The organism is Mitsuaria sp. RG (genome assembly GCF_028369275.1).
Taxonomy (GTDB): Bacteria; Pseudomonadota; Gammaproteobacteria; order Pseudomonadales; family Pseudomonadaceae; genus Aquipseudomonas; species Aquipseudomonas peradeniyensis.
In genome coordinates this window covers 90,475-116,521 of record NZ_JAQMYQ010000015.1, presented here as the reverse complement: position 1 = coordinate 116,521, position 26,047 = coordinate 90,475, and the positions used below count along the sequence as shown (strand labels likewise).

The following is a 26,047-nucleotide window of genomic DNA, read 5'->3' as shown; positions in this document are numbered from 1 at the left end:
TGACGGGCATCCATGCCCGTCACCTCCCTTCGCAAGAACTACGCTCGGCCTCCTGAAGTCGCAATTGGCGTCGCCTGAACTATCGCGCACTTAGAAGCAAGATCAAGAGATGAGCGTTTCTTGATTGGAGGGTGGTGTTATTTCAGTGATCAGACCCCTCGCCAACATATAGCAAGAGGCCTGAACAGTTTGACCACATACATTGCACCCACGGTTTACGCAGGTCTAAACACAATCACAGAACTTGCCGCAAGAACGCCTGCGCCCGCACATCCTTCGGCGCAGCAAAGAATTCCTGCGGTGGCGAATCTTCCAGCAACTTCCCATGATCAAAGAACAACACCCGATCCGCCACTTCCCGGGCAAAGCCCATCTCGTGCGTCACGCAGACCATGGTCATGCCCTCCTGGGCCAGGGTCTTCATCACGTCCAGCACCTCCCCGACCATCTCCGGATCAAGCGCCGAGGTCGGTTCATCGAACAGCATCACCTTCGGGTCCATCGCCAGGGCCCGGGCGATGGCCACCCGCTGCTGCTGGCCACCGGAGAGCCGCGACGGATACTCGTTGGCCTTCTGCGCGATACCGACCTTTTCCAGCAACGCCCGGGCCTTGGCTTCACGCTCGGCCTTGTTGCGCTTGCGCACCACCTTCTGCGCCAGGCACAGGTTCTCCAGCACGGTCATGTGCGGGAACAGGTTGAAGTGCTGGAACACCATCCCGACTTCACGTCGATAGGCGTTGATATCGGTCTTGGGGTCGTCCAGTTGCAGGCCGTTGATGGACACATGGCCCTCGTCGAAATGCTCCAGACCATTCAGGCAGCGCAGGAAGGTCGACTTGCCCGAGCCCGAAGGCCCCAGCACCACCACCACCTCGCCCTTGGCGACCTGGGTGGTGACGTTGTCCACCGCGCGCACCACCTGGCCGCGGGTGTCGAAGACTTTCAGCAGGTCACGGACTTCAATCACTTTGCGCAAGCCTCCGCTCGAGCCGGCTGGCGATGTGCGACAGCGGCAGGTTGATCAGCAGGTACAGGCCCGCCACGCAGAACCAGATCTCGAAGGTCGAGAACGAGGTGGTGATGGCCTCACGGCCGCTCTTGGTCAGTTCGGTGATGGCGATCACCGACACCAGCGAGGTGTCCTTGACCAGGCTGATGAACTGCCCGGCCAGCGGTGGCAGCACGCGCTTGAAGGCCTGGGGCAGGATCACATGGCGCATGGACTGGGCGCCATTGAGGCCCAACGAACGTGCCGCCTCGTTCTGGCCTTTGGCGATCGACTGCACGCCGGCACGGACGATCTCGGCCACGTAGGCGCCGGTGAACAGTGCCAGCGCCGCCACCCCGGCGAACTCGCGGGACAGGTTGAGCACGGTGCCGATGAAGAAGTAGAAGATGAAGATCTGCACCAGCAGCGGCGTGCCGCGTACCAGCTCGACATACACCGTGGACAGGTCACGCAGGGTGGGGTTGCTCGACAGCCGGCACAGCCCGGCGAACAGGCCGATCACCAGGCCCAGGGCGCCGGAGATCACCGAGATCCACAGCGTGGTCCACAGGCCCCAGGCCAAGGGGCCAGCGGCCCAGTGGCGGGTGACGCCAATGGCATCGCCCTCGGCGACGTCGTCACCACGGGCCAGCAGCATGCTGTCCTTGGCCACTTCGACGACCTGGGTGTCGCCGCTCTCATCCTTCAGGGTGACCCGGGCGTTGTCGCCGGACACCACGATTTCCTCGACCGTGCCCGGGTTGGTGGCACGCTGGGTTTCCTCGGCCTTGTAGGCGAAGTATTGCGGAACACGGTTCCAGCGCCACTCGTAGGAAATCATCGAGGTGGCCAGGTACAGGCTGATCGCCAGGCCCACCAGGACCAGCGCGGTCAGCCCATGCCAGGGCCACTGTGCTTTCTTGTGTTTGATCACTTGGGGTACTTCCACAAAAAAAGAAACGCGCCGGGTGGAGCTTTAGCGATAGCCCGTGGAGCGTGCGTTGTACTTGCCGGCCTCTTCGCGGGTAAACCCGCTCCCACAGATGTAGCCAAACCCTGTGGGAGCGGGTTTACCCGCGAAGAGGCCAGCGAAAACATCCGCTGTCCTCGATCTACCGCCCTCAGTCCAACCTGCGCGTCGGGATCAAAGTCTAGGCTTTTGGCCCGACCCTTATTCCATTTCCTTCAGCCATTCCTTGCTCTTGAACCACTTGTCGTGAATACGATCGTAGGTCCCGTCATGCTTGATCTGGTGCAGGAAGTTGTTGATGTAGTTGATGCTGTCGTAGTCGCCTTTCTTCAGGCCGAAGGCCAGCGGCTCGTAGGTGAAGGGCTCTTCCAGGAACACCAGCTTGCCGGCGCCGGCCTTCTCCACCGCCACCACGTTGTAGGGCGAGTCATAGACGAAGGCGTCGGCCTTGCCGTTGACCACGTCCATCACCCCTTCCTGCTCGTTGTCGTAGCCGTGGTACTTGGCCTTGCCGATCAGCTTCTTCGCGACCATCTCGCCGGTGGTGCCGAGCTTGGAGGTGAGGCGGTACTTCTCGTTGTTCAGGTCCTTGTACGACTTGATCTCGCCCGCCAGCTCCTTGCGGATCAGCAGGGTCTGGCCGACCACGATAAAGGGTTCGCTGAAGTTCAGGCGCAGGTTGCGCTCCTGGGTCAGGGTCATGCCACTGCCGATGAAGTCGAACTTGTCGGTCATCAGGGCCGGGATGATGCCGTCGTAGGCGGTGGAGACCATCTCCAGCTTGACGCCCATGGACTTGGCCATGGCCTTGAGGATGTCGACTTCGAAGCCGATGATCTCACCGCGCTTGTTGGTCATTTCGAACGGCATGTAGGTCGGGTCCATGCCCACGCGCAGGGTGCCACGCTTGACCGCGTCATCGATGGCGCCGGCCTGGGCGGCGGTCACCGCGATCAGGGCGGTCGCACCTACCAGCAGTCGCGACAGGTATTTCTTAATCATCACCAAGTCCCCTAGCAAGAAGTACGCAGATTTTTCTTGTAAGCACGGTCCGACAGACCGATGCGCAATATCGGGACGGATGCTAACGCATGCGCGGCGCCGGACCTAGAGCCGGGGGGGACTTTGTTGGCCAAAATCGACCAGAAAGCATCGCGGGGCCAGCCCGCTCCCACGCACCGTTGAGATGGCGTGGGAGCGGGCTGGCCCCGCGATTATCCGAGCAACGGACTCAAGCCAGGGCTGGCTGGGCCACGTTCTCCGGGTGCAGCGGCAGCAACGGCGAGTGCGGATCGTTGGCGATGGACGCCCGCCACACATCGATCCACGCCGTGTTGTGCCCGGCCCACACCTGCTCGTGCAGGCGCGACAGCGCCACCGGGTCGCTGAGCAGCGCCAGGCGGGTGTTCAGGTCCAGGCCTTTCGGGCCGACTTCCAGGGCCTTGGCCACGCGCTCGGCGCGCAGCGCCTCGATCGGGGCCGCCTGACCGTGACGCGCCGTGGCCATGGCACAGGCCAGGGCGTTCTGGCGCGGGTCGACCACGGCACGGACGAAACCGTCGTGCAAGGCGTGCCAGCGGTTCTCGTGGGTGTACTGGTCGGTCGCCAGCAGCTCTTGCGGCGTAGCGTATTCCTCGGGGATGAGGAACAGCTTCTCGTCCTTGGCCGCCAGGCCCAGGCGCGTGCGGCTGGAGATCACCGACACCGGGATCGACAGCACCAGCGAGCCGACGATCGGCGCCAGCCACCACAGGAAGCTCGGGTTCAGCCAGGCCACCAGCCCAGCCCAGGCGATACCCAGCAGGGTCTGCGGACCATGGCGACGCACCGCTTCGCTCCACGGCGTGGAGTCGTCGTCACGCTGCGGCGAGTTCCAGGTCGCGGCCCAGCCGAGGAACGCGGCCAGCACGAAGCGGGTGTGGAAGATCATCCGCACCGGTGCCAGCAGCATGGAGAACAGCATCTCCATCAGCATCGACAGGGTGACCTTGATGCGCCCGCCGAACTCGGTGGCGCCCTTGGCCCAGATCAGGATGATGCTGAGCAGCTTGGGCAGGAACAGCAGCACGATGGTGGTGGAGAACAGCGCAATGGCCTTCTCCGGATGCCACTGCGGCCACAGCGGGTAGAGCTGGAACGGCTCGATGAAGTACTGCGGCTCCATCAGGGTGTTGGTTGCCAGCAGCGCCGTCGACAGCACCAGGAACAGGAACCACAGCGGCGCCGACAGGTACGACATCACCCCGGTGAGGAACACCGCGCGGTGCACCGGGTGCATGCCCTTGACCAGGAACAGGCGGAAGTTCATCAGGTTGCCGTGGCACCAGCGACGGTCGCGCTTGAGCTCGTCGAGCAGGTTTGGCGGCAGCTCTTCGTAGCTGCCCGGCAGATCATAGGCGATCCACACGCCCCAACCGGCACGGCGCATCAGCGCGGCTTCGACGAAGTCGTGGGAGAGGATAGCACCGGCGAACGCGCCCTTGCCCGGCAACGGCGCCAGGGCGCAGTGCTCGATGAACGGCTTCATGCGGATGATCGCGTTGTGACCCCAGTAGTGCGACTCGCCCAACTGCCAGAAGTGCAGGCCGGCGGTGAACAGCGGGCCGTACACGCGGGTGGCGAACTGCTGCATGCGCGCATACAGGGTGTCCATGCCCGAGGCTTTCGGTCCGGTCTGGATGATACCGGCGTCCGGGTTGGCCTCCATCAGGCGCACCAGGCTGCTCAGGCACTCGCCGCTCATGACGCTGTCGGCGTCGAGCACGACCATGTACTTGTACTCGCCGCCCCAGCGACGGCAGAAGTCGTCGAGGTTGCCGCTCTTGCGCTTCACCCGGCGCCGACGGCGGCGGTAGAAGATACGGCCAAAGCCTTTGGTTTCACGGCACACGTCGAGCCAGGCCTGTTGTTCGGCGACGGCGATGTCGGTGTCGTTGGTGTCGCTGAGCACGAAGAAGTCGAAGCGGTCGAGGTTGCCACTGGCAGCGACCGACTCGAAGGTGGCGCGCAGGCCGGCGAACACCCGTGGCACGTCTTCGTTGCAGATCGGCATCACCAGCGCGGTGCGCGCCTCGGGCGCGATCGGCTCGTTGCCGGCGCTGCTGCCGGAAATCTTGTACTTGTCACGCCCGGTGAGCAGCTCGAGGAAGCCCATCAGGGCGGTCCAAAAGCCCGCCGACACCCAGCAGAACAGGATGCCGAACAGGACCAGGATCGAGGTCTGCAGCGCATACGGCCACACCTGCACCACCGTGTCCCACAGCGGCTGGCTGAGGATCTCGTCGAAATCGACGAACGACCAGCCCTGGTACGGCAGGATGCCCTTCATGTACCAGCCGGCAACGAGGGTCTGGCCGATCATCAGGGTCAGCAGGATGTAGCGGCGGATCGAGCCGACCGTGCGCCAGCGCGCCGGCGGCAGCTCGCGCTTGGGCGGCTGCGGGGCGTTGGTGCGGCCGGTCATGCGCCGCCACATGCGGATCAGGATGTTGGTGCGCCACGGCTCGGGCACGACCTTGGTGCGCTTGATCGGCGGGGCGATCTTCAGGCACAGCCGCCCACCGGCATCGACGCCGAGCATCTCGGCGTCTTCCAGCTCGGCGGCGCTGCCGACAGTAAGACGGGCGCCCACCGAAGCCTGGGCGGCCTCGGCGGTGCCGGCGGCCGGTTGGGCCGCCAGGTGTTGGTGCAGCTCGCTGAAGGAGGTGCAGCGGGCGAGTTCCGCACGCTGCTCGTCGCTCAGGGGAAGGTGGGCCAGGTACTCGCTCAGCGATTCCGGCCTTGCGCTTGAGTTACTCATCGGCAGGCAACTGATAGCTCCAGGTCTCGGTCAGCACTTTCTCGGTGGTGGCCGGGGTCCCGTTGGTGGATGCCGCATCGGCGGCGGGTTGCTCGGCAGCCTTCTCGGCCTTGGCTTTCTCGGCCTTGGCGTGAGCATGCTTGGCTGCGGCCTTGTCCTGCTTGGCCGGCTTGGGCTGTTCGACCGGTACGTCGCGCAGCAGCGCGGCGCGCATCTCGGTGGATTTCTTCGGATCCTGCACCTTCAGGCGCAGGGTCAGGCGCCAGCCTTTGGTTTCCGGGTTATAGCGCAGGTTGTTCTCGACCACTTCGGCGTTGTCGCCGACGCTGACCTGGCTGCGCACGGCGGTGTCGGCCGGCAGCGTGGCCAGGTTCGGGCCGATGAAGTCGACCAGGAAGGCCACGGTGCCATCGGTCTGACGGATCAGGTTGGACTGCTTGACGTCGCCGGTGGAGCGCAGGGTCTGCTTGACCCAGCCCAGTTCCTGAGAATGCAGTTGGTCTTCCTTGATGGTCCAGCGCAGGCGGTAGTCGTACTCGAACGGCTTGCCCACCTCAGGCAGTTTTTCCGGGCTCCAGAAGGCCACGATGTTGTCGTTGGTCTCGTCGGCGGTCGGGATCTCGACCAGGTCGACGGTGCCCTTGCCCCAGTCGCCCTTCGGCTCGATCCAGGCGCTCGGGCGCTTCTCGTACTCGTCGTCGAGGTCTTCGTAGTCGCTGAAGTCGCGCTGGCGCTGCAGCAGGCCGAAACCACGCGGGTTCTCGACGCTGAAGTTGCTCACGGCCAGGTGTTTCGGGTTGTTCAGCGGACGCCACAGCCACTCGCCGTTGCCCGCGTGGATCGCCAGGCCTTCGGAGTCATGCAGGGCCGGACGGTAGTTCATGACCTTGGATGGCTGGTTGGGGCCGAACAGGTACATGCTGGTCAGCGGGGCGATGCCCAGGCGGCTGACGTTGTCACGCAGGTAGACCCGCGACTTGACGTCGACCAGAGTGTCCTCGCCCGGACGCAGGGTCAGCTTGTAGGCGCCGGTGGAGCGCGGCGAGTCGAGCAGCGCGTAGATCACCAGGTGCTTGTCGTTCGGCTTGGGCTTCTCGATCCAGAATTCGCGGAAGCGCGGGAATTCCTCACCAGACGGCAGCGCGGTGTCGATGGCCAGGCCACGGGCCGACAGGCCGTAGCGGTGGCCCTTGCCGACCACGCGGAAATAGCTGGCGCCAAGCAGGGTCATGATCTCGTCCTGCTTGTCGGCCTTGTTGATCGGGTAGAGCACGCGGAAACCAGCGTAGCCGAGGTTCTTGGTGGCTTCGGCGTCATGCGGCACGTCGCCGAACTCGAAGCGGCTCGGGTCGTACTTGATTTCCTTGACCTTGTTGGCGGTGATCTCGTTGATGGTCACCGGCGTGTCGAAGTGCATGCCCTGGTGGTAGAACGAGAGCTTGAACGGCGTCTTGTCCTTGGCCCACTCGGCCTTTTCCTGCAGGAAGCGGATCTTCTGGTAGTCGGCGTACTTCATGTCGCGGAACACCGGCGGCAGGTTGCTCTTCGGTGCCTCGAACTTCTGACCGGCCAGATCCTTTGCCTTGGCTGCAACGTCGTCCAGATTGAATGCCCACAGCTGGCCCGCGCTCAACAGGCCGACCAGTGCCACGCCGGCCAGCATGGCCTTGCGCAGCCGGGTACCGGGGATTCTAGGTGCAATACAGGGGCTTACAATCACGAGCAATCCTCGCCGAAAACAGATCATGAAACCAACGGCCAGCGACCAATGCCGGGTTGGCGAGCACTGTTCGGACCCCGTGAGGGCGTAATGATTCCCCAAACGGATCCTGACAATGCTCGAGTCAAAGTGAAACGAACCTGCGAACGCAGGTTCATGCAGCGCGCGATTATCCAGCAGGTCGCGTTACAACGCATCAGGCTGAACAAACTATTTATCGTACAAAACCCCTTGTTTTTCGACAAACAAGGGGTTTTTTGACCTCATATTTGTAACATAAATGTTACCGGGCCATCATTGACCAGATGCACCTGCATGTCTGCACCGAAGCGACCACTGGCCACCAGCGGGTGCCGGGCCTGTGCCTGGCGCAGCAGGTAGTCGAACAGCTCGGCGCCGAGGGCCGGTGGCGCCGCCGTGGAAAAGCTCGGGCGCATGCCGTTGCGGGTGTCGGCGGCCAGGGTGAACTGCGACACCAGCAGCAGGCCGCCACCGACATCCTTGAGCGAGCGGTTCATCTTGCCCTGCTCGTCGCTGAACACCCGGTAGTTCAGCAGTTTGTGCAACAGCTTGTCGGCATGCTCGGGCGAATCTTCAGGCTCGACCGCCACCAGCGCCAGCAACCCCTGGTCGATGGCGCCGACAATCTCCCCTGCCACTTCCACCCGCGCGCCACGCACACGCTGGATCAGCCCCTTCATGCTTCTTCCAGGGGCAGGTCGAGCAGCCGCCGGGCCATCTGGTCAGCGGCGCGCACCAGGGCGTCGGTGATGCCGGGCTCGGAGGCGGCGTGGCCGGCGTCGCGGATCACCTTCAGCTCGCTGTTCGGCCAAGCCTGGTGCAGCTCCCAGGCGTTGTCCAACGGGCAGATCACGTCGTAGCGGCCATGCACGATCATCGCCGGCAGGTGAGCGATCTTCGGCATGTCGCGGATCAGCTGGTCTGGCTCGAGGAAAGCGTTGTTGGTGAAGTAATGGCACTCGATGCGAGCGATCGACAGGGCGCGCTGCGGCTCGGAGAAGCGGTCGACCACCAGCGGGTTCGGGCGCAGGGTCGCGGTGCGGCCCTCCCAGGTGGACCAGGCCTTGGCGGCATGCATCTGGGCGATCTGGTCGTTGCCGGTCAGGCGCTTGTGGAAGGCGTTGACCAGGTCGCCGCGTTCCTCCGGCGGGATCGGTGCGATGTAGTCCTGCCAGTAGTCGGGGAACAGGCGGCTGGCGCCTTCCTGGTAGAACCAGTGGATCTCCTGCGGGCGGCACAGGAAGATGCCGCGCAGGATCAGGCCATGCACCCGCTCGGGGTGCTTCTGGGCGTAGGCCAGGGCCAGGGTGGAACCCCAGGAACCGCCGAACAGCACCCACTTGTCGATGCCGAGGTGCTCGCGAATGCGCTCCAGGTCCTCGACCAGGTGCCAGGTAGTGTTGTTCTCCAGGCTCGCGTGCGGCGTGGAGCGGCCGCAGCCGCGCTGGTCGAAGGTGACGATGCGGTACAGGTTGGGGTCGAAGTAGCAGCGGCTCTGGGCATCGCAGCCCGCGCCCGGGCCACCGTGGATGAACACCACGGGCAGACCTTCCGGCGAGCCGCTCTCATCGACATACAGCACATGCGGCGCTTCCACGGCCAGATCGTGCCGGGCGTAGGGTTTGATCTGCGGGTAGAGGGTCTGCATCGCGCACTCCGTGTGAGGATATTGTCTGCCGCCTGGCATCATAAACCTGAATTGCGCTTTGAGCATGCTCTCGTGCTGGGTGCGATGCATGCGGACGGGTTCTACGGCCAGATCATGTTATGTCCTTGGTCGGCGGCACAGTCCATACCATCCGGGCCTCCCTTCCATCGAGGCCCCACCATGAGCGTCAACAACAACGGCGTCGCTGGCGCGCCAGTAACGGACGAACCCATAGGTTCACTGTCGAAGCGGCTGATCGCCGACCAGATGCCTGACTGGCTGAAGCACGTCGCAAAGCCGGCCCATGCCCACATGCGCAATGCCCTGAGCCAACCAAACGCCTGGTTCGACAAGGCTTGCCTGGCGCACCCGGACATCGCCCGACAGCTGGTACAGGAATATGGCACCCATCGACAGACCCAGGATGAGGTGGCCAGGCGGCTCAAGCAGCTACCCGATCTACGGCAGTTCGCCACGCAGCAGCTGACCCAGGCGATCAAGCAGCGCTTCCATCTGCAACTGGACGTGAACAAGACCTATCTGTTTAACGCCCGCCGGGCCGAGGCTTATCAGGACGCCTCCCGCGGCGACCCGATCGTTCAGGCAGCACGGTCGTTCAGACGAGCCACGCAGTCCTTGCTGCACAGCGCCTTGCAGAACTTCGAGGCCGAACAGGCGCTGCCTGGTGGGCTGGATACCGCCAGGCTCAGCTCAAGGGTGCTCGACAGCAATGCGTTCGTGGGCGTGGTGCCCAGCGGCAACCAGGTCGAGATCTCGCCGAGCGAATTCGCGGCATTATCCCGCGAGCTGGATATCGGTGGTCAGTACCAGGCGCTGATCGAAACGGCCTGCCAGGCGGATCCGCAGACGGCCAAGGTATTCGGCGACGCGGAACTGAGCACCCTGCGCCTGGAGCTGCACAGGGCTTATCTGGGCGAAAGGCTCGAACAGCCGCTGTATAAGGCCTTGCTCAAGCTGGTCGAACACGGCGAGGCCGAGTACGAAGGCCGTCCGCTGGGCGCGACCTTCCTGCAGCTGTTCGGCAGCTCGGTAACAGGCGCCTTGATCTTCGGTGTAGAAACGGGCCCCAGCCTGCCGTCGCGCTACCCTGCGTTCCAACTGCCCTTCCAGGGTTGGCTGGTCACCTATCTGCCCGGCGCGCGAATCCCCTTGAAGCATCACGCCACCGCCGAGGCGCTGCAGGCCTACCTGCGCGAACAGCTGGGGTCCATGACCCGCCGGCAACTGCTCGACAGCGTACCGGCACGCGACAGCAATGCCTTTCTCACCCAGTTGCTGGACTGCCTGCAACCGGTGGACTGGAGTACCTCAAAGGTCTTTCCGGGCCAGTACGGCGGTACGGTAAACCGTGTGCGCGATCCAGACGCCCGAGTGACGGTGGCACAGCAGCCCTTCGGGCAAGGCCTGCGCGAGGCGCTGGTCGCGCAGAAACGTCAAAGGTTCAGGGACGATGCCCTGTTCCACGCGGTCCCCACCGCGACGGAGGATCAGATAACCGCGCAGAAACAACTGGCGTACTACACCGGCCTGGCCTTCAACGCCCTGGCCTTGGGCAGCTTCTTCGTACCGGCCCTTGGTCCGGTGATGCTGGGACTGACGGCACTGCAACTGGGGCATGAAGTATACGAAGGGTTCGCCAGCTGGGCGCAGGGCGACAGGCAGCAGGCCCTGGCCTACCTGGTGGACGTGGTTGAAAACGTTGCCCAGTTGGCGGCTCTCGGGGTCTGGGAGGCGAGCAGCGGAAAACCTGCCATCGAGAAAATCACCGCCGAGACGCCTTCATTTGTCGAAGAACTGGAGCCGGTGCGCAGGCCTGACGGCGAGGTCCGCCTCTGGTCCCCGGACCTGAAGCCATTTGCCCATGACATCGTGCTGCCTGCAGGCTTGAAAGCGGATGAGTTCGGCTTGTACCACCACGCAGGCAAGATCTGGTTGGCGCTGGAAGACCGCCTGTTCTCGGTCAAACCCATTGCTGCGCCCCACGCCTACGTCATCGAAAAACCACAAAGTCCCCAAGGCTACCAGCCTCGATTGCGCCACAATGGTGCAGGCGCCTGGCTGCATGAACTGGACCGACCACAGGCATGGCCATTGAAGCAGTTGGCCGGTCGGGCAGGACAACTGACCGCTGGGTTCGACGAAGCCACCCTGACCCGGATCCTCGACGTCAGCGGCACGGATGAGTCCATGTTGCGTCGAACCGTCAGCCAGAACCTGCGCTTGCCGGCGTTGCTGGAAGACACGCTGTCTCGTTTCAAGCTGGATCAGGAACTGCGCACCTCGGTGACGGAGCCAAACATGCTGCGCAAGACGTTCCAGAAGCGCTACGACCTTTTGTACGCCAGGCCCACCGCCCGCGGCGCCACCCTGCGGCAACGTTATCCACAGCTGCCGCTTCCGGTCATCGAAGAGCTGTTGCGCAATGCCAGCCTGGAGGAGCTGCAGGGTCTGGATAAAGGCAGGGTCCACGCCCGCCTTGGTGCAGAGGCTCGCACCTACCAGCAGCAGGTGCGCCTGGCCCGCGCCTATGAAGGGCTATATCTAAACACGGTGCGCAACTGGGACACTGACCGCTTGATCTTGCATACGCTGGAACAGCTTCCCGGCTGGCCCGCCGATACGGTCATCGATCTTGAGCAACACCTGCACTGGCCCGCCGAGCGCACACGAATCGGAGCACAGACCGCCGAGCCCAACGCCACCATTTTCAGCACGACCAATGGATACATCGTTGACGGCAGCAGTGCCCCAGAAGCCTCGGAGAGGCTTCACGACACGCTCTACAGTGCGCTGATGAAAGCCCTGCCGACACCCGCAATCAGCGTACTGGGTAACCTGGGAGTGAGCTACACGCAAGCACTCAAGCGCCTGCTTCGCCAGATGCCTCGACTTTCGCGCGAGGCGTTGCGCAAGGTGTTGCGCATGCAGCCCGTGCGCCAGGGCTTCCACTCGCCGATGCGTCTGGCCGACGGCCGCCTGGGATACCCGATGGGCGGCCATGGCGGCACTGGAGGCGGCTTCACCCGCCACACCCTGCTGCGCATGATCAGGGAAACCGGCCTGCCCGTGCATACGACGCGTACGGCCGACCAGATACTGGCCGACCTGGAAGGCAGCGGACTGAGCCGAAGCGAGATAAACATACGCCTGCAGGCATTGCTGGAGCGGCACACGACCTTGCGCGACACGCTGGCCGCATGGCGACGAGCGACAACCGCCACAGCCGGGCAGGACAGCGAAGCGATCGACACGCTGCATGAGCGGATCATCCAGCACTGGTATGACAATGCCCTGCCTGTGACACCCCACGAGGCGACACCATTGCGTCTGGAGCAGATCGCACTGGACACCTTCCCGTCCGACCTGCCCACGTTCTTTGGCGAAAGTGTCAGGCATCTTCAGCTCATCGACCCGTCCCACGGCAGCGCTTCGAGCCTGGGACGGCGCGAGCGCCAGCTGACCAGTCTGTTCCAACAGTTCCCAGGCTTACGCTCGCTGGAGGTGACCCGACCTTATGTCGACAACGCACCCGCCTCCAACTTCCTGTACGACCTCAGCTCGATCACCCGCCGCCTTCCGGCGCTCGAATCCCTCAGCATCACCAACCTGAACCTGGCATTGTCGAGCAGGGAGATCGAAAGCCTGAGAGCGTTGCCCCACCTTCGGCGCCTCATGCTGGACGGCAATCGGCTGTTATCGCACAGCTACCAGGCCTTCGAAGGCCTGACGCTGGACTACCTGGGCCTCGAACGCATGGACCTCGACCACTGGCCCCAGGGACTGAGGCCACGCCCTTTGACCCGCATCAGGGAGGTCTCGCTACGCGACAACCGTATCCGCTCACTGCCGAGCTTTCTCATGAGCAACGAACCGGACCTTGCCACCCACTCGGTCATTGCCCTGGAAGGCAATCCCATCATCGAGGATCAGCTGCTGCGCATCCTGCTCAATCAACAGGGCCTGGCCGGACGGATCCATGCCGACATTTCATCGTCCCTGAACGCCCGCCTGCGCCGCTACACTCAGCAGCGTGAAGCACTGCGCGACGCCCTCGACAGCTGGGCCAACGCATCAAGTTCGACGGCGCCGCTGAGCCAGGCCGCCATGGCCATGCGCAACCGGATCGGGGTCAGCATCAACAACTTCTGGCGCAACCAGGAACTGGGCATGCGCCAGACCACTCTGCGCCTGGAAAACATCGCCCTGGAGCATTTCCCGTCGCAACTTCCGTCCTTCTTCCACGATCGCGTGCGCAGCCTGTCGCTAGCCCGGATCAGCAGCACGAGCGCCCAGCTGGATGATTTCCTGCGACGCTTCCCCCTGGTGGAAAACCTCAGCCTCGTCGAACACACCCAGCCGAACCAGGCGCTGCCGACAGCACTCCTGCGCCTGCCCCGGCTCGTCTACCTGTCCTTGCGCGACATGGGGCTGATGATCGATGACAACGTGCTCGCCATCTTCGGCGCACTGGGCAACCTCAGCACACTGGAACTGGCCGGCAACCGCCTGGGCACAATCACCCAGGTGCCCGAGACCTTGCGCAACCTGACTCGGCTCGAGCTGAACAACATGGGTATCGAACAGTGGCCCGCCTGGCTGGACAGCCTGCTGCCGCTGGAACTGCTCGACCTGAGCGAGAACCGCTTGACCGAGTTGCCCGATCACATCTTCAGTAACCTCGATCACGACTTCCCCGTGTCGTCGATCGCCCTGTTCGACAACCCATTGAGCCGCAGCACCATGTTCCGTGCGCGCACCTCCTCGGACACCCAGCGCAACTTCACCTTCGCCATGAGCCTGCCCGATGACTTGCTGACCGCGACGTCTTCGGATGAAGAACTGGCGGGGGGGCACCTGCATAATCCAATCCTTCCCCTTGCCGATGACCAGCCACGCCTGGAGGCCTGGCTGCAAGGCGCACAGCTGGAAAACGAAGCACTGCGCGATACCTGGCAGCAACTGGAACAGGCAGGCGATGCGGGCAACCTGCTGTCGCTGGTCGGACGCCTGCAGCAGTCAGCGCCCTTTCGCAATGGCGCCAGCCGGCCGTCCTTCTGCCAGCGCGTGCGCATGGTCCTGATCAAGGCGCTGGTCAGGCCGGAAGAACGCGTACTGTTCAACGCCATTGCGCAGGAGGCACTGGTGCAACCGGACACCGGCAGCCAGACCTGCCACGACGGGGCACTACTGGTGTTCCAGAACATCGAGCTGCTGATCGACAGTCGTAGCCTGCTGAGAACCGCAGGCGATACGGAACACACGCTTTACCAGGAGCTCACGCGCCTCTATCGCCTGTACCGACTGGATGAGATCGCCCGCGACAAAGCCAAGGGCCGGGACGAGGCGGAGGTGCGCCTGGCCTATCGCCGCGGGCTGAATCAGGAGCTGAAACTGGGTGTGCCCGACGACAACATGCTCTACGAGGCCTTTGCCGATGTCAGCCGCAGCGAGCTGACAGCGGCGATGGACCAGGTCCACCGGGATGAGCAGGGTGAGTCGTTCCTGGGGTATGCCGCGAACAATGACCAATGGTGCCGATACCTGCGACTGACCTACGCAGCACGCTTCGACGCCATCGAGCAGCAGTACAGGGCGCAGGTCAGCGCCCTGGACGAGTCCCCGCAAAGCCTCGATGAACTGGCGCCCGAGTACGAAGCGCTGGAGAACGACAAGCAGGCACGGGAACGGCACCTGATCCGTGAACTGACCACACTGGCCAATCCGGATCGCAGTTGAGCGCTAGCGCCCGTATCGCTCCCGGCCCCACGTAAGGACCGTCTCCAGCAACCGTCTCAGGACCGCCTGGGTCGGTTGTGCCAGGTCCTGGCGATAGGCGAACGGCTCGACTTCATTCATGTACGTGCTCTGCGCCAGCTCCAGTTGCACGGCATGGATCTGTCGGGACGGGTCACCGTAGTGGCGGGTGATGTGTCCACCCTTGAAGCGGCCGTTGAGCACATGGCTGTAGTGCGGGAACTCGGCGCACACGCCCTGCAGCCGCTTGGCCAGCTCGGGATCGCAACTGGCGCCGTTGAAGGTACCGAGGTTGAAGTCCGGCAGTTTGCCGTCGAACAGATGCGGGATCAGCGAACGGATCGAATGGGCGTCCCACAGCAGCGCATAGCCGAACTCTGCGCGCAGACGCTCCAGCTCGCGACGAATCGTGTCGTGGTACGGGCGCCAGATCCCTTCCAGGTACGTCGCCCGCTCGTCGGCGCTCGGCACCTGGCCATCCTTGAACAACGGCTCGCCGTCGAACAATGTCGCCGGGTACAGGCCGGTGGTGGCGCCGGCGTACAGCGGCTTGTCGTCGTCCGGGCGGTTCAGGTCGATGACGAAGCGCGAATACTCCGCCGCCACTACACTTGCGCCCAGGTCACGGGCGAAGTCGTACAGGCGTGGAATGTGCCAGTCGGTGTCCGGCAGGCTGCGTGCCTGGTCGACCAAACCGTCACGCACCTTGTCGGTCAGACCCAGCCCGGCGTGGGGCATGCTGATCAGCAATGGCAACCGGCCCTGGTGGAAACTCAATACCTTGTCCATATGACTCCTACAGCGTATCTGATTGACCTTCGTGGGAGCGGGCTTGCCCCGCGATGAAGGGCACCGGCCTCGCCGGTATCGCGGGACAAGCCCGCTCCCACGAAGCTACCCTTCAGTTGGATATTTCATGGCCCAGGCGTACCACGCGCTTGGGCAGGTCGCCGCCGAGCCAGTAGCTGAGGTCGGCCGGGCGTTCGATTTGCCAGGCGATGAAGTCCGCCACCTTGCCCACTTCCAACGAGCCGTGGCTGTCGCCCAGCCCCAGCGCCGTGGCGGCATGCACGGTGACGCCGGCCAGGGTTTCCTCGGGGGTCATGCGGAAACAGGTGCAGCCCATGTTCAGCATCAGACGCAGCGACAGACCCGGCGAAGTGCCGGGGTTGAGGTCACTGGCCAGGGCGATCTTCACGCCGTGTCGGCGCAGGGCGTCCATCGGTGGCAACTGGGTTTCGCGCAGGAAGTAGAACGCCCCTGGCAGCAGCACCGCGACGGTGCCGGCCTCGGCCATGGCGATGGCGTCTTCCTCGGTCATGAACTCCAGGTGATCGGCCGACAGCGCCTGGTAGCGGGCCGCCAGGCTCGAGCCGTGCAGCGACGACAACTGCTCGGCGTGCAGCTTGACCGGCAGCCCCAGCTCACGCGCCTTGATGAACAAGCGCTCGACCTGGACCGGGGAGAACGCCAGGTGTTCGCAGAAGGCGTCCACCGCGTCCACCAGCCCCTCGGCGGCCAACGCCGGGAGCATCTGCTCGCAGATATGGTCGATGTAGTCGTCCGCCCTGCCCGCGTATGCCGGCGGCAGCGCGTGGGCGGCCAGGCAGGTACTGCGCACGGTGACCGGCAGCTCCTCGCCCAGGCGCCGGGCGACGCGCAGCATCTTGCGTTCGTTCTCAAGGTCCAGGCCGTAGCCGGACTTGATCTCGATCGTGGTCACGCCGTCGCGCATCAGCGCCTGAACCCGCTGGCGGGCACTGGCCAGTAGCTCGTCCTCGCTGGCCGCGCGGGTGGCCCGCACGGTGCTGGCGATACCGCCGCCCTGGGCGGCGATTTCGGCATAGCTGACGCCCTGCAGGCGCTGCTCGAACTCGCCGCTGCGGTTGCCGCCGAACACCGCGTGGGTGTGGCAGTCGATCAGCCCGGGGGTGACCCAGGCACCGCCCAGGTCGACGACGCGGTCGGCTTCGACCGGCGGCACATCAGCGCGGGGACCGATCCACTCGATCAGGCCAGCGCTGGTGACGATCGCCGCGTCCTCGATGACCGCGTAGCGGCCCTCGGTCATGGTCGCGGCGTGGCAGTGCTGCCAGAGGGTTCTCATCAGGATCTCCTTGTAAGCTTAACGGTGCAGCTCGGCAGGCTCCCGGAGCGGCTCGCCACCACCCGCGCGCGGCTTGCACCACAGCAGGTAGGACGCCACCAGGAACACCACCCAGATCACCCCGACGATCAACGCCGCCTGGGTATCGGGGAAGTAGCCGAGCACACCGAAGATGAACACCATGAAGGCAATGGCCAGGGCCGGGCCATAGGGCCAGAAGGGTACCGGGAACTTGAGCTGGGCGACCTCCTCGCGGCTCATGCTGCGGCGCATGGCGACCTGGGTGACCAGGATCATCAGCCACACCCACACGGTGGCGAAGGTGGCGATCGAGGCAATCAGCAGGAACACGTTTTCCGGGATCAGGTAGTTGAGCAGCACACCGACCAGCAGCGCCGCGCCCATCACCACCACGGTCATCCATGGCACGCCGTGTTTCGACAGTTTGCCGAAGCCACGCGGTGCCTGGCCATGCTGGGCCAGGCCGTACATCATGCGCCCGGCACCGAAGATGTCGCTGTTGATCGCCGAAATCGCCGCCGAGATCACCACGATATTGAGCACGGCCGCGGCTGAGCCGATCCCCAGGTTGCTGAAGATCTGCACGAACGGGCTGCCCTGGCTGCCAATCTGCGGCCATGGGTACAGGCACATCAGCACGAACAGGGTGAGCACGTAGAACAGCAGGATGCGCAGCGGCACGGCGTTAATTGCCTTGGGGATGACGCGCTGAGGGTCTTTCGCTTCACCTGCGGTGACGCCGATGATCTCGATGCCGCCGAAGGCGAACATCACCACCGCGAACGAGGCGATCAGGCCACTGACGCCATTGGGCATGAAGCCGCCATGGTCGAACAGGTTGCTCACCCCGACCGCGTGCCCGGTGCCCACCTGGCTGAAGCCGAAGGCCATGATGCCAAGGCCCGCGACGATCATCGCGACGATGGCACCGACCTTGAGCAGCGACAGCCAGAACTCCATCTCGCCGAAGACCCGCACGTTGCACAGGTTCAGGCCGCCGATCAGGAACACGATGCCCAGCACCCAGATCCAGCGGGCGACCTCCGGGAACCAGAAGCCCATGTAGATACCGAAGGCGGTGACGTCGGCAATGGCGACGATGACCATCTCGAAGGCGTAGGTCCAGCCGAGGATGAAGCCGGCCATGGGGCCTAGGTAGGTGCTGGCGTAGTGGCCGAAGGAGCCGGCCACCGGGTTGTGCACGGCCATCTCGCCGAGGGCGCGCATGACCATGAACACGGCAGCGCCGCCGATCAGGTAGGCCAACAGCACGGCCGGGCCGGCCATCTGGATGGCCGAAGCCGAACCGTAGAAAAGCCCGGTACCGATTGCCGAACCGAGCGCCATGAAACGGATATGCCGGGCCGATAGCCCGCGCTTGAGACCTTGAGCTTGTTGCATGTCACGTCCTTATTGTTGTTCTGGTCGTGAGAATGAGGGGGGCTGCTGCGCAGCCCATCGCGGCACAAGGCCGCTCCTACAGGGGAACGCATTGCCTGTGTAGGAGCGGCCTTGCACCGCGAAAGGGCCGCAAAGCGGCCCCCGACGGTGTTACAGGCTAGGCAGGACCCCAGCCGGCAGCAGGCCGGTCAAGGTACCTTTGGCCAGCAGCTCGGACGCCACCTCGATATCCGGTGCGAAGAAACGGTCGCGGTCATAGTGCGGCACGTCCTTGCGCAGCGCCTGGCGCGCCTGCTCCAGCTTGACCGAAGTCTTCAGCCCCTTGCGCAGGTCCAGGCCCTGGCAGGCGCCCAGCCATTCGATGGCCAGCACGCCACGGGTGTTCTCGGCCATTTCCCACAGGCGCTTGCCGGCGGCCGGGGCCATCGACACATGGTCTTCCTGGTTGGCCGAGGTTGGCAGGCTGTCAACGCTGTGCGGGTGCGACAAGGCCTTGTTCTCGCTGGCCAACGCGGCGGCGGTGACCTGGGCGATCATGAAGCCGGAGTTGACCCCGCCGTTTTCCACCAGGAACGGCGGCAGCTGGGACATGTGCTTGTCCATCATCAGCGAGATGCGGCGCTCGCTCAGCGAGCCGATCTCGGCGATCGCCAGGGCCAGGTTGTCGGCGGCCATGGCCACAGGCTCGGCGTGGAAGTTGCCGCCAGAGATCACGTCGCCTTCGGCGGCGAACACCAGCGGGTTGTCCGACACGGCGTTGGCTTCGATACCGAGCACTTCGGCGGCCTGGCGGATCTGGGTCAGGCAGGCACCCATGACCTGTGGCTGGCAGCGCAGGGAGTACGGGTCCTGGACCTTGTCGCAGTTCTTGTGCGACAGCGACACTTCGCTGGTGTCGCCCAGCAGGTCGCGGAAGCAGGCGGCGGTGTCGATCTGGCCGCGCTGGCCACGCACTTCATGGATACGTGCATCGAACGGCGAGCGCGAACCCAGTGCCGCTTCCACGGTCAGGCCGCCACAGGCGATGGCTGCGGCATACAGGTCTTCGGCCTGGAACAGGCCGCGCAGGGCGTAGGCGGTGGACGCCTGGGTACCGTTGAGCAGGGCCAGGCCCTCTTTGGCGGCCAGGGTCAGTGGCTCCAGGCCAGCGACGGCCAGGGCCTCGGTGGCAGGCAGCCACTGGCCCTTGTAGCGGGCCTTGCCCTCGCCCAGCAGCACCAGCGACATGTGCGCCAGCGGTGCCAGGTCGCCGGAAGCGCCGACCGAGCCCTTGAGTGGGATGTGTGGATAAACTTCGGCGTTGACCAGGGCGATCAGCGCGTCGATCACCTTGCGACGGATGCCGGAGAAACCGCGGCTGAGGCTGTTGATCTTCAGCACCATGATCAGGCGCACCAGGCTGTCGTCCAGCGGCGCGCCGATACCGGCGGCGTGGGACAGCACCAGCGAGCGCTGCAGATTCTCCAGGTCATGGCTGGCAATGCGGGTCGAGGCCAGCAGGCCGAAACCGGTGTTGATGCCGTAGGCGGTGCGGTCTTCGGCGATGATCTGCTCGACGCAGGCAACGCTGGCGTCGATGGCCGGCGCGGCGCTGGCATCCAGCTGCAGGCGCACGGGGGCGGCATGGATGGCGCGCAGCTGGGCCAGGGTCAGGGTGCCGGGCTTGAGGGTCAATTCGGTCACTTCGCTACTCCAATCGCTTGGGGCCACGCGGGGCCCCTTCTTGTTGTTCAGTATCACCCGTGAAGGGTGCGATCCAAAGCGCGGCGATCAGCCGGTGATCATCGGCAGGTCCAGGCCCTGCTCCTTGGCGCAGTCGATGGCGATCTGGTAACCGGCATCGGCGTGGCGCATCACGCCGGTCCCCGGGTCGTTGGTCAGCACGCGGGCGATACGCTCGGCGGCTTCATCGGTACCGTCGCAGACGATGACCATGCCCGAGTGCTGGGAGAAGCCCATGCCCACGCCACCGCCGTGGTGCAGCGAAACCCAGGTGGCGCCGCCCGCAGTGTTGAGCAGGGCGTTGAGCAGCGGCCAGTCGGAGACCGCGTCGGAGCCGTCGCGCATGGCTTCGGTTTCGCGGTTGGGGCTGGATACCGAGCCCGAGTCCAGGTGGTCGCGACCGATCACCACCGGCGCCGACAGCTCGCCGCTGCGCACCATTTCGTTGAACGCCAGCCCCAGCTTGGCGCGCAGGCCCAGGCCGACCCAGCAGATACGCGCCGGCAGGCCCTGGAAGCTGATGCGCTCGCGGGCCATGTCCAGCCAGCGGTGCAGGTGGGCGTCGTCCGGGATCAGTTCCTTGACCTTGGCGTCGGTCTTGTAGATGTCCTCGGCGTCGCCGGACAGCGCGGCCCAACGGAACGGGCCGACACCGCGGCAGAACAACGGGCGGATGTAGGCCGGTACGAAGCCCGGGAAATCGAAAGCGTTTGCCACGCCTTCTTCCTTGGCCATCTGGCGGATGTTGTTGCCGTAGTCGAAAGTCGGGATGCCTTGCGCCTGGAAGTCGAGCATGGCCTTGACGTGCACGGCCATCGATTGCTTGGCGGCCTTGACCACCGCAGCCGGGTCGGTCTGGGCGCGGTCGCGGTATTGCTCCCAGGTCCAGCCGGCCGGCAGGTAGCCGTTGAGCGGGTCGTGGGCGCTGGTCTGGTCGGTGACCATGTCCGGGCGCACGCCACGCTTGACCAGCTCCGGCAGGATTTCGGCGGCGTTGCCATGCAGGGCGATGGAGATGGCCTTGCCTTCGGCGGTGTACTTGGCGATGCGCGCCAGGGCGTCGTCCAGGTCCTTGGCCTGCTCATCGACGTAGCGGGTTTCCAGGCGGAAATCGATGCGGCTCTGCTGGCACTCGATGTTCAGCGAGCAGGCGCCGGCCAGGGTCGCGGCCAGTGGCTGGGCGCCGCCCATGCCACCGAGGCCCGCGGTCAGTACCCACTTGCCTTTCAGGCTGCCGTTGTAGTGCTGGCGACCGGCCTCGACGAAGGTTTCGTAGGTGCCCTGGACGATGCCCTGGCTGCCGATGTAGATCCAGCTGCCGGCGGTCATCTGGCCGTACATGGCCAGGCCCTTGGCGTCCAGCTCGTTGAAGTGTTCCCAGTTGGCCCAGTGCGGCACCAGGTTGGAGTTGGCGATCAGCACGCGCGGGGCGTTGCTGTGGGTCTTGAACACGCCGACCGGCTTGCCCGACTGCACCAGCAGGGTTTCGTCGTCTTCCAGGCGGGTCAGGGTCTCGACGATCTTGTCGTAGCACTCCCAGTTGCGCGCGGCGCGGCCGATGCCGCCGTACACCACCAGCTCTTTCGGATTTTCGGCAACCTGCGGGTCGAGGTTGTTCATCAGCATGCGCAGCGGGGCTTCGGTCAGCCAGCTCTTGGCGGTCAGCTTGTTGCCACGCGGGGCACGGATTTCTACGTCACGGTATTTGTTGTTGTCAGTCACGGGGATGTCCTCTGCGGTCGTCCGACGGCATGTGTGTGTGTCGTGGCGACTATACAAACACACCTTTACTTGTATGTACAAGCATAGGCAACCAAAAAACCGGACCATTCCTCCGAAAAGCATCGCGGGGCAAGCCCGCTCCCACGCCGGACAAGATCTGGCGTGGGAGCGGGCTTGCCCCGCGATGTACTTGCGACAGAATCAGCTTGGTGTCAGCTCGATCAGGCAGAATCGCCCCTGTACATCCAGCTCCAGCAACCCCTCGTTACCATCGATCCGCAGGCAGTCATACCGCCCAAGCTGCTGCGTGCCCTGCCCAGCCAGCCCCACCTCGACATGATTGCCGGCGGCAAACAGCAACAGCGTCGACGCCGAACTGAATATCTGGTTGCCGCCATCGAACCACTGCAACCGCGCCCGATAGCGCTGCGGCGCATAGATCAGGTTGAAATCGCGAATCGCCCCACCCAGCAGCTTGCAACTGACCTGGCTCTCGCCACTGAAGGCGAACGCATCGAACGGCAACAGCGGCCGGCTGGCCTGGCCGTCGACCAGCAACCGCATGCCGTTGCCCTGCAATACGGTGATGATCCGCTGGTACCCGGCAAAGGTGGAAAAGCCACCGGACTCCTCGATATCGGCAATCGACAGGCGCCAGCCGAAACCGTCCAGGCTGTCGCCGACATCGCGGGTGATCTCTTCGGTGAAGCCACCACCGTTCTTCCAGGGCATGCGCGGATAATCCCGCGCACGCAACAGCTGCAACTGAGTCATTTGCTGAATCGTCCTTCCAGACGGTGACGGGAACCGGGGTGGATCAGGCGCGCGGCGGTCACCGGCTGGCGTCCCGACCAGGTGCGGCGGCGGATCAGCAGGCACGGCTCGCCCCGCTCGATCTGCAACAGCGTGCATTCTTCAGGCTCGGCGAGGATGGCCTCGACCACATGCTCGCCTTCGGTGAGCGGCGCGACCTGCGACAGGTAGGCGTAGGGCGTCTGCCGGGTAAAATCCTGCTTGAGGTAGTCCGGGGCGATGGCGGCGTTGACGTAGCGGTCCTCGATCTGCACCGGCACGCCGTTCTCGTAATGCACGATCAACGAGTGGAACACCCGCTGGCCTTCGCGCATGTCCAGGGCCAGGGCGCGCTCGGAGCCAGCGGCCTCCTCGGCCAGGGTGATCACCTGGCAGCTATGCTGGTGGCCACGGCCGGCGATTTCGTCGGCGATGTTGTTGACCTCGAACAGCGCCGAGCGGGTCTTGGGCTCGGCGACGAAGGTGCCGACACCCTGCATGCGCACCAGCAGGCCCTCGGCGGTCAGCTCGCGCAGGGCGCGGTTAATGGTCATGCGGCTGAAGCCCAGCTCGCTGACCAGTTCGCTCTCCGAGGGCACCCGATGATGAGGCGGCCAGCTGCCGCTCTCGATCTGCTGGATGATCATCTGTTTCACCCGGGCGTAGAGCGGCGCCGGCCCTTCGCCCATCTGGGCAACCAGCGCGGAGACAGGAAGTGTCGGCACGGCGTTGAATCCTTGTGCGGTTGGAGTGAACGGTAGCTTGCCGGAGTTTACCCGGCAGGCAAACGGCTGTATATGTATATACAAGTTAACAATAACAGGATTTCACCGATGTCCGCCTACTTCGCCGAACGCGCCCTGCTGCCCTCGGGCTGGGCCCGCAATGTCCGCCTGGAGGTCGCCGCCGACGGCCGACTGGCCTCAATCGAGGCCGATGCCAGCGCCGATGGCGCCGAGCGCCTGGCCGGGCCGTTGCTGCCGGGCATGCCCAACCTGCACTCGCACGCGTTCCAGCGGGCCATGGCGGGGCTGGCGGAAGTGGCCGGCAACCCCAACGACAGCTTCTGGACCTGGCGCGAGCTGATGTACCGCCTGGTCGGCCGGATCACCCCGGAGCAGTTGCAGGTGATCGCCCGCCAGCTGTACATCGAGATGCTCAAGGCCGGCTACACCTCAGTGGCCGAGTTCCATTATGTCCACCATGACCAGAACGGCCAGGCCTATGCCGACCCTGCCGAGCTGTCACGCCGCATCAGCGCCGCCGCCAGTGCCAGCGGCATCGGCCTGACCTTGCTGCCGGTGCTGTACAGCCATTCCGGCTTCGGCGGCCAGGCCCCCAACGACGGTCAGCGACGCTTCATCAATTCCACCGAGCAGTACCTGCGCCTGCAACAGCAGCTTGTACCCTTGCTGGCGCAACAACCGGCGCAGGCGCTGGGACTGTGCTTCCACTCCCTGCGCGCGGTGACGCCGGGCCAGATCGCCGATGTGCTGGGCGCCAGTGATGCGGCCTGCCCGGTGCATATCCACATTGCCGAGCAGCAGAAGGAGGTCGATGACTGCCTGGCCTGGAGCGGCCGCCGTCCGCTGCAGTGGCTGTATGAGCATGTCGAAGTCGATCAGCGCTGGTGCCTGGTCCACGCCACCCACGCCGAAGCCGACGAAGTTGCCGCCATGGCCCGCAGCGGCGCGGTGGCAGGGCTGTGCCTGACCACCGAGGCGAACCTGGGCGACGGGATCTTCCCGGCGGTGGACTACCTGGCCCGGGGCGGGCGCATGGGCATCGGCTCGGACAGCCATGTGTCGCTCAGCGTGGTCGAGGAGCTGCGCTGGCTGGAGTATGGCCAGCGCCTGCGCGACCAACGGCGCAACCGCCTGTATCGCGCAGACCAGCCGATGGTGGGCCGTACCCTCTACGATGCCGCGCTGACTGGCGGCGCCCAGGCGCTGGGGCAACCGATCGGCGAGCTCGCCGTGGGCAAGCGCGCGGACTGGCTGGTGCTCGATGGACAGGATCCGTATCTGGCCGTGGCGGACGGCGATGCCATCCTCAACCGCTGGTTGTTTGCGGGCGGCGACCGCCAGGTGCGTGATGTGATGGTCAACGGGCAGTGGGTGGTGCGCCAGGGGCGGCATGGGCAGGAAGAGGAAAGCGCGGTGGCGTTTGTGGCAGTCCTGCGTCAGCTTCTGGCCTGAACACGGTCCCTGTAGGAGCGGCCTTGCGCCGCGAAAGGGCCGCGAAGCGGCCCCAGGTTCAGTGTTGACGCAAAGATCGCCGGGGCCGCTTTGCGGCCCTTTAGCGGCGCAAGGCCGCTCCTACAGGGATCGCAACCACCTGGATCTCAATGCCTGGCAACAATCTGCTTGTCGGACACTCGCCAGATCAGCCGATTGGTGTCATACCCCTGCTGCCGCGCCTTGGCCAGCAGGTTCTCGCGCTCCCAGGCCGGCAGCGAAGGCGTACGCGAAAGAATCCACAGGTACTTGCGATCCGGGCTGCCGACAATCGCCGTACGGTAGCGCTCGTCGACGAACAGGATCCAGTAGTCGCCCTTGGCCACGCCCGGCACCAGGCGGGTGAACCAGTTGTCGAACTCCACCCACAGCTTGTCGGTGTGCCCGGCCTCCTGCGGCGTGGCATGGCCTTCGGCGCGCAGCCACTCGTCGCCCATGGTGCGGCAGCGATTGAGCACGCCGACCGTGCCGTCGGGCTTGAGGTTGTAGTGGGCTTCAGATTGGGCACAGCCATCCTGGTACTTCATCGGCAGGCGCGCCAGCTCGAACCATTTGCCCTGGTAACGCTTGAGGTCGACCGCACCTGCGGTCTTCGGCGCCAGCGGGTCGGTGGCCGAGGTGGCGCAGCCACCCAGCAGCATCACCAGGCACACGCCCAGCAGCAGGTGCAGACGCCTCATTTGAGGCCCTGCCCGGAATACATCAGGACCTTGTCCGCCGCGTACTGCACGCTGATGAAGCTCTTCTCGTCACCCCAGGTGCAGCTGCTCATGCCCAGCGCCCCGGAGCACTCCTTGGGCGAGCCGAGCAATTGCTCGACCTCGGCCTTGTTCATGCCGGCCTTGAGCTTGGAATAGTTTTCCTGGTTGATCTTGCTGCAGGCGGTCAGGACGACGCACAAGGACAACAGGGCGAGGGAACGCAACGACATGAAGGGACACTCCTGGAGGTGGATACGCAGGTACGAAGGCCTGCAGGGAGCTTAGAAGGGAAAAAGGCTCCGCGGTTCCCTGGCGGCCCAGGTTTCGTTGTGCGCCGTTGGTCGCCTGGCGCGCAAACGATTAATGTTTTATTCCTGCGCGTCGACATAGAGCGGTGGTATGGCCTTTTGCCGCACCCCT

General features: G+C 64.6%; 17 protein-coding genes and 1 pseudogene. 2 read left to right on the top strand and 16 right to left on the bottom strand.

The annotated features are described in order from the left end of the window. Positions 1-235: 235 nt before the first annotated feature. The 7 genes and pseudogenes from POF53_RS11240 to pip form a co-directional block, all read right to left on the bottom strand. Positions 236-970, bottom strand: coding sequence for an amino acid ABC transporter ATP-binding protein (locus tag POF53_RS11240; protein WP_203652716.1), 735 nt, complete (start codon positions 968-970; stop codon positions 236-238). After that, complete coding sequence (locus POF53_RS11235) at positions 963-1,925, bottom strand: amino acid ABC transporter permease (RefSeq protein WP_254465336.1); 963 nt, start codon at positions 1,923-1,925, stop codon at positions 963-965. The genes POF53_RS11240 and POF53_RS11235 overlap by 8 nt, the downstream gene beginning before the upstream one ends. 237 nt (positions 1,926-2,162) lie before the next feature. Beyond that, entirely contained in the window at positions 2,163-2,963 is an 801-nt protein-coding gene (locus POF53_RS11230) for a transporter substrate-binding domain-containing protein (protein ID WP_269806666.1), read from the bottom strand. Between the two features lie 229 nt (positions 2,964-3,192). Then, positions 3,193-5,760 carry a glucans biosynthesis glucosyltransferase MdoH gene (mdoH, locus tag POF53_RS11225; RefSeq protein ID WP_475860557.1) on the bottom strand — a complete coding sequence of 856 codons (2,568 nt, stop codon included), beginning with the start codon at positions 5,758-5,760 and terminating at the stop codon, positions 3,193-3,195. Between the two features lie 244 nt (positions 5,761-6,004). After that, positions 6,005-7,423: pseudogene (locus POF53_RS11220) on the bottom strand (glucan biosynthesis protein G); the annotation flags it as partial. Positions 7,424-7,743: 320 nt separating this feature from the next. Further along, positions 7,744-8,181 carry a D-aminoacyl-tRNA deacylase gene (gene dtd / locus POF53_RS11215; RefSeq protein ID WP_050707270.1) on the bottom strand — a complete coding sequence of 146 codons (438 nt, stop codon included), beginning with the start codon at positions 8,179-8,181 and terminating at the stop codon, positions 7,744-7,746. Further along, positions 8,178-9,083, bottom strand: a complete 906-nt coding sequence (gene pip, locus POF53_RS11210; protein ID WP_498967727.1) for a prolyl aminopeptidase — start codon at positions 9,081-9,083, stop codon at positions 8,178-8,180. Before pip ends, dtd begins: the two co-directional genes overlap by 4 nt. Here pip and POF53_RS11205 point away from each other — a divergent pair. Further along, positions 9,027-14,906: a dermonecrotic toxin domain-containing protein gene (locus tag POF53_RS11205; RefSeq protein ID WP_498967721.1), complete on the top strand. Its 5,880-nt coding sequence runs from the start codon at positions 9,027-9,029 to the stop codon at positions 14,904-14,906. The two genes, pip and POF53_RS11205, sit on opposite strands and share 57 nt — an antisense overlap. A gap of 3 nt (positions 14,907-14,909) precedes the next feature. Here the strand turns inward: POF53_RS11205 and hutG are convergent, their stop codons facing one another. The 7 genes from hutG to hutC form a co-directional block, all read right to left on the bottom strand. After that, a complete protein-coding gene (gene hutG / locus POF53_RS11200) occupies positions 14,910-15,713 on the bottom strand; it encodes an N-formylglutamate deformylase (RefSeq protein WP_498967719.1) in 804 nt (267 codons plus the stop codon). A gap of 112 nt (positions 15,714-15,825) precedes the next feature. Then, positions 15,826-17,031: an imidazolonepropionase gene (hutI, locus tag POF53_RS11195; protein ID WP_498967717.1), complete on the bottom strand. Its 1,206-nt coding sequence runs from the start codon at positions 17,029-17,031 to the stop codon at positions 15,826-15,828. 18 nt (positions 17,032-17,049) lie between these two features. Next, a complete protein-coding gene (locus tag POF53_RS11190) occupies positions 17,050-18,453 on the bottom strand; it encodes an amino acid permease (protein ID WP_498967715.1) in 1,404 nt (467 codons plus the stop codon). A 150-nt stretch (positions 18,454-18,603) separates the two neighbouring features. Then, positions 18,604-20,136 carry a histidine ammonia-lyase gene (gene hutH / locus POF53_RS11185; protein ID WP_498967713.1) on the bottom strand — a complete coding sequence of 511 codons (1,533 nt, stop codon included), beginning with the start codon at positions 20,134-20,136 and terminating at the stop codon, positions 18,604-18,606. Positions 20,137-20,223: 87 nt separating this feature from the next. Further along, complete coding sequence (hutU, locus tag POF53_RS11180; RefSeq protein ID WP_203648367.1) at positions 20,224-21,897, bottom strand: urocanate hydratase; 1,674 nt, start codon at positions 21,895-21,897, stop codon at positions 20,224-20,226. A 201-nt stretch (positions 21,898-22,098) separates the two neighbouring features. Next, the gene (locus POF53_RS11175) at positions 22,099-22,671 is read right to left on the bottom strand and encodes a HutD/Ves family protein (RefSeq protein WP_498967711.1); all 573 of its coding nucleotides are present in this window, start codon (positions 22,669-22,671) and stop codon (positions 22,099-22,101) included. Next, positions 22,668-23,378, bottom strand: a complete 711-nt coding sequence (gene hutC / locus POF53_RS11170; RefSeq protein ID WP_203652717.1) for a histidine utilization transcriptional repressor HutC — start codon at positions 23,376-23,378, stop codon at positions 22,668-22,670. Before hutC ends, POF53_RS11175 begins: the two co-directional genes overlap by 4 nt. A 144-nt stretch (positions 23,379-23,522) precedes the next feature. On the opposite strand from hutC, the gene POF53_RS11165 reads away from it, so the two are divergent. After that, complete coding sequence (locus POF53_RS11165) at positions 23,523-24,887, top strand: formimidoylglutamate deiminase (RefSeq protein ID WP_498967709.1); 1,365 nt, start codon at positions 23,523-23,525, stop codon at positions 24,885-24,887. Between the two features lie 146 nt (positions 24,888-25,033). Here POF53_RS11165 and POF53_RS11160 read toward each other — a convergent pair whose 3' ends face one another. Together POF53_RS11160 and bamE are read right to left on the bottom strand one after the other, a co-directional pair. Continuing rightward, positions 25,034-25,606 carry a lipocalin family protein gene (locus POF53_RS11160; RefSeq protein WP_203648371.1) on the bottom strand — a complete coding sequence of 191 codons (573 nt, stop codon included), beginning with the start codon at positions 25,604-25,606 and terminating at the stop codon, positions 25,034-25,036. Further along, positions 25,603-25,857 (bottom strand): outer membrane protein assembly factor BamE domain-containing protein, encoded by a 255-nt coding sequence (gene bamE / locus POF53_RS11155; RefSeq protein ID WP_028688397.1) that lies wholly within the window; start codon positions 25,855-25,857, stop codon positions 25,603-25,605. The genes POF53_RS11160 and bamE overlap by 4 nt, the downstream gene beginning before the upstream one ends. Between the last annotated feature and the right edge of the window lie 190 nt (positions 25,858-26,047).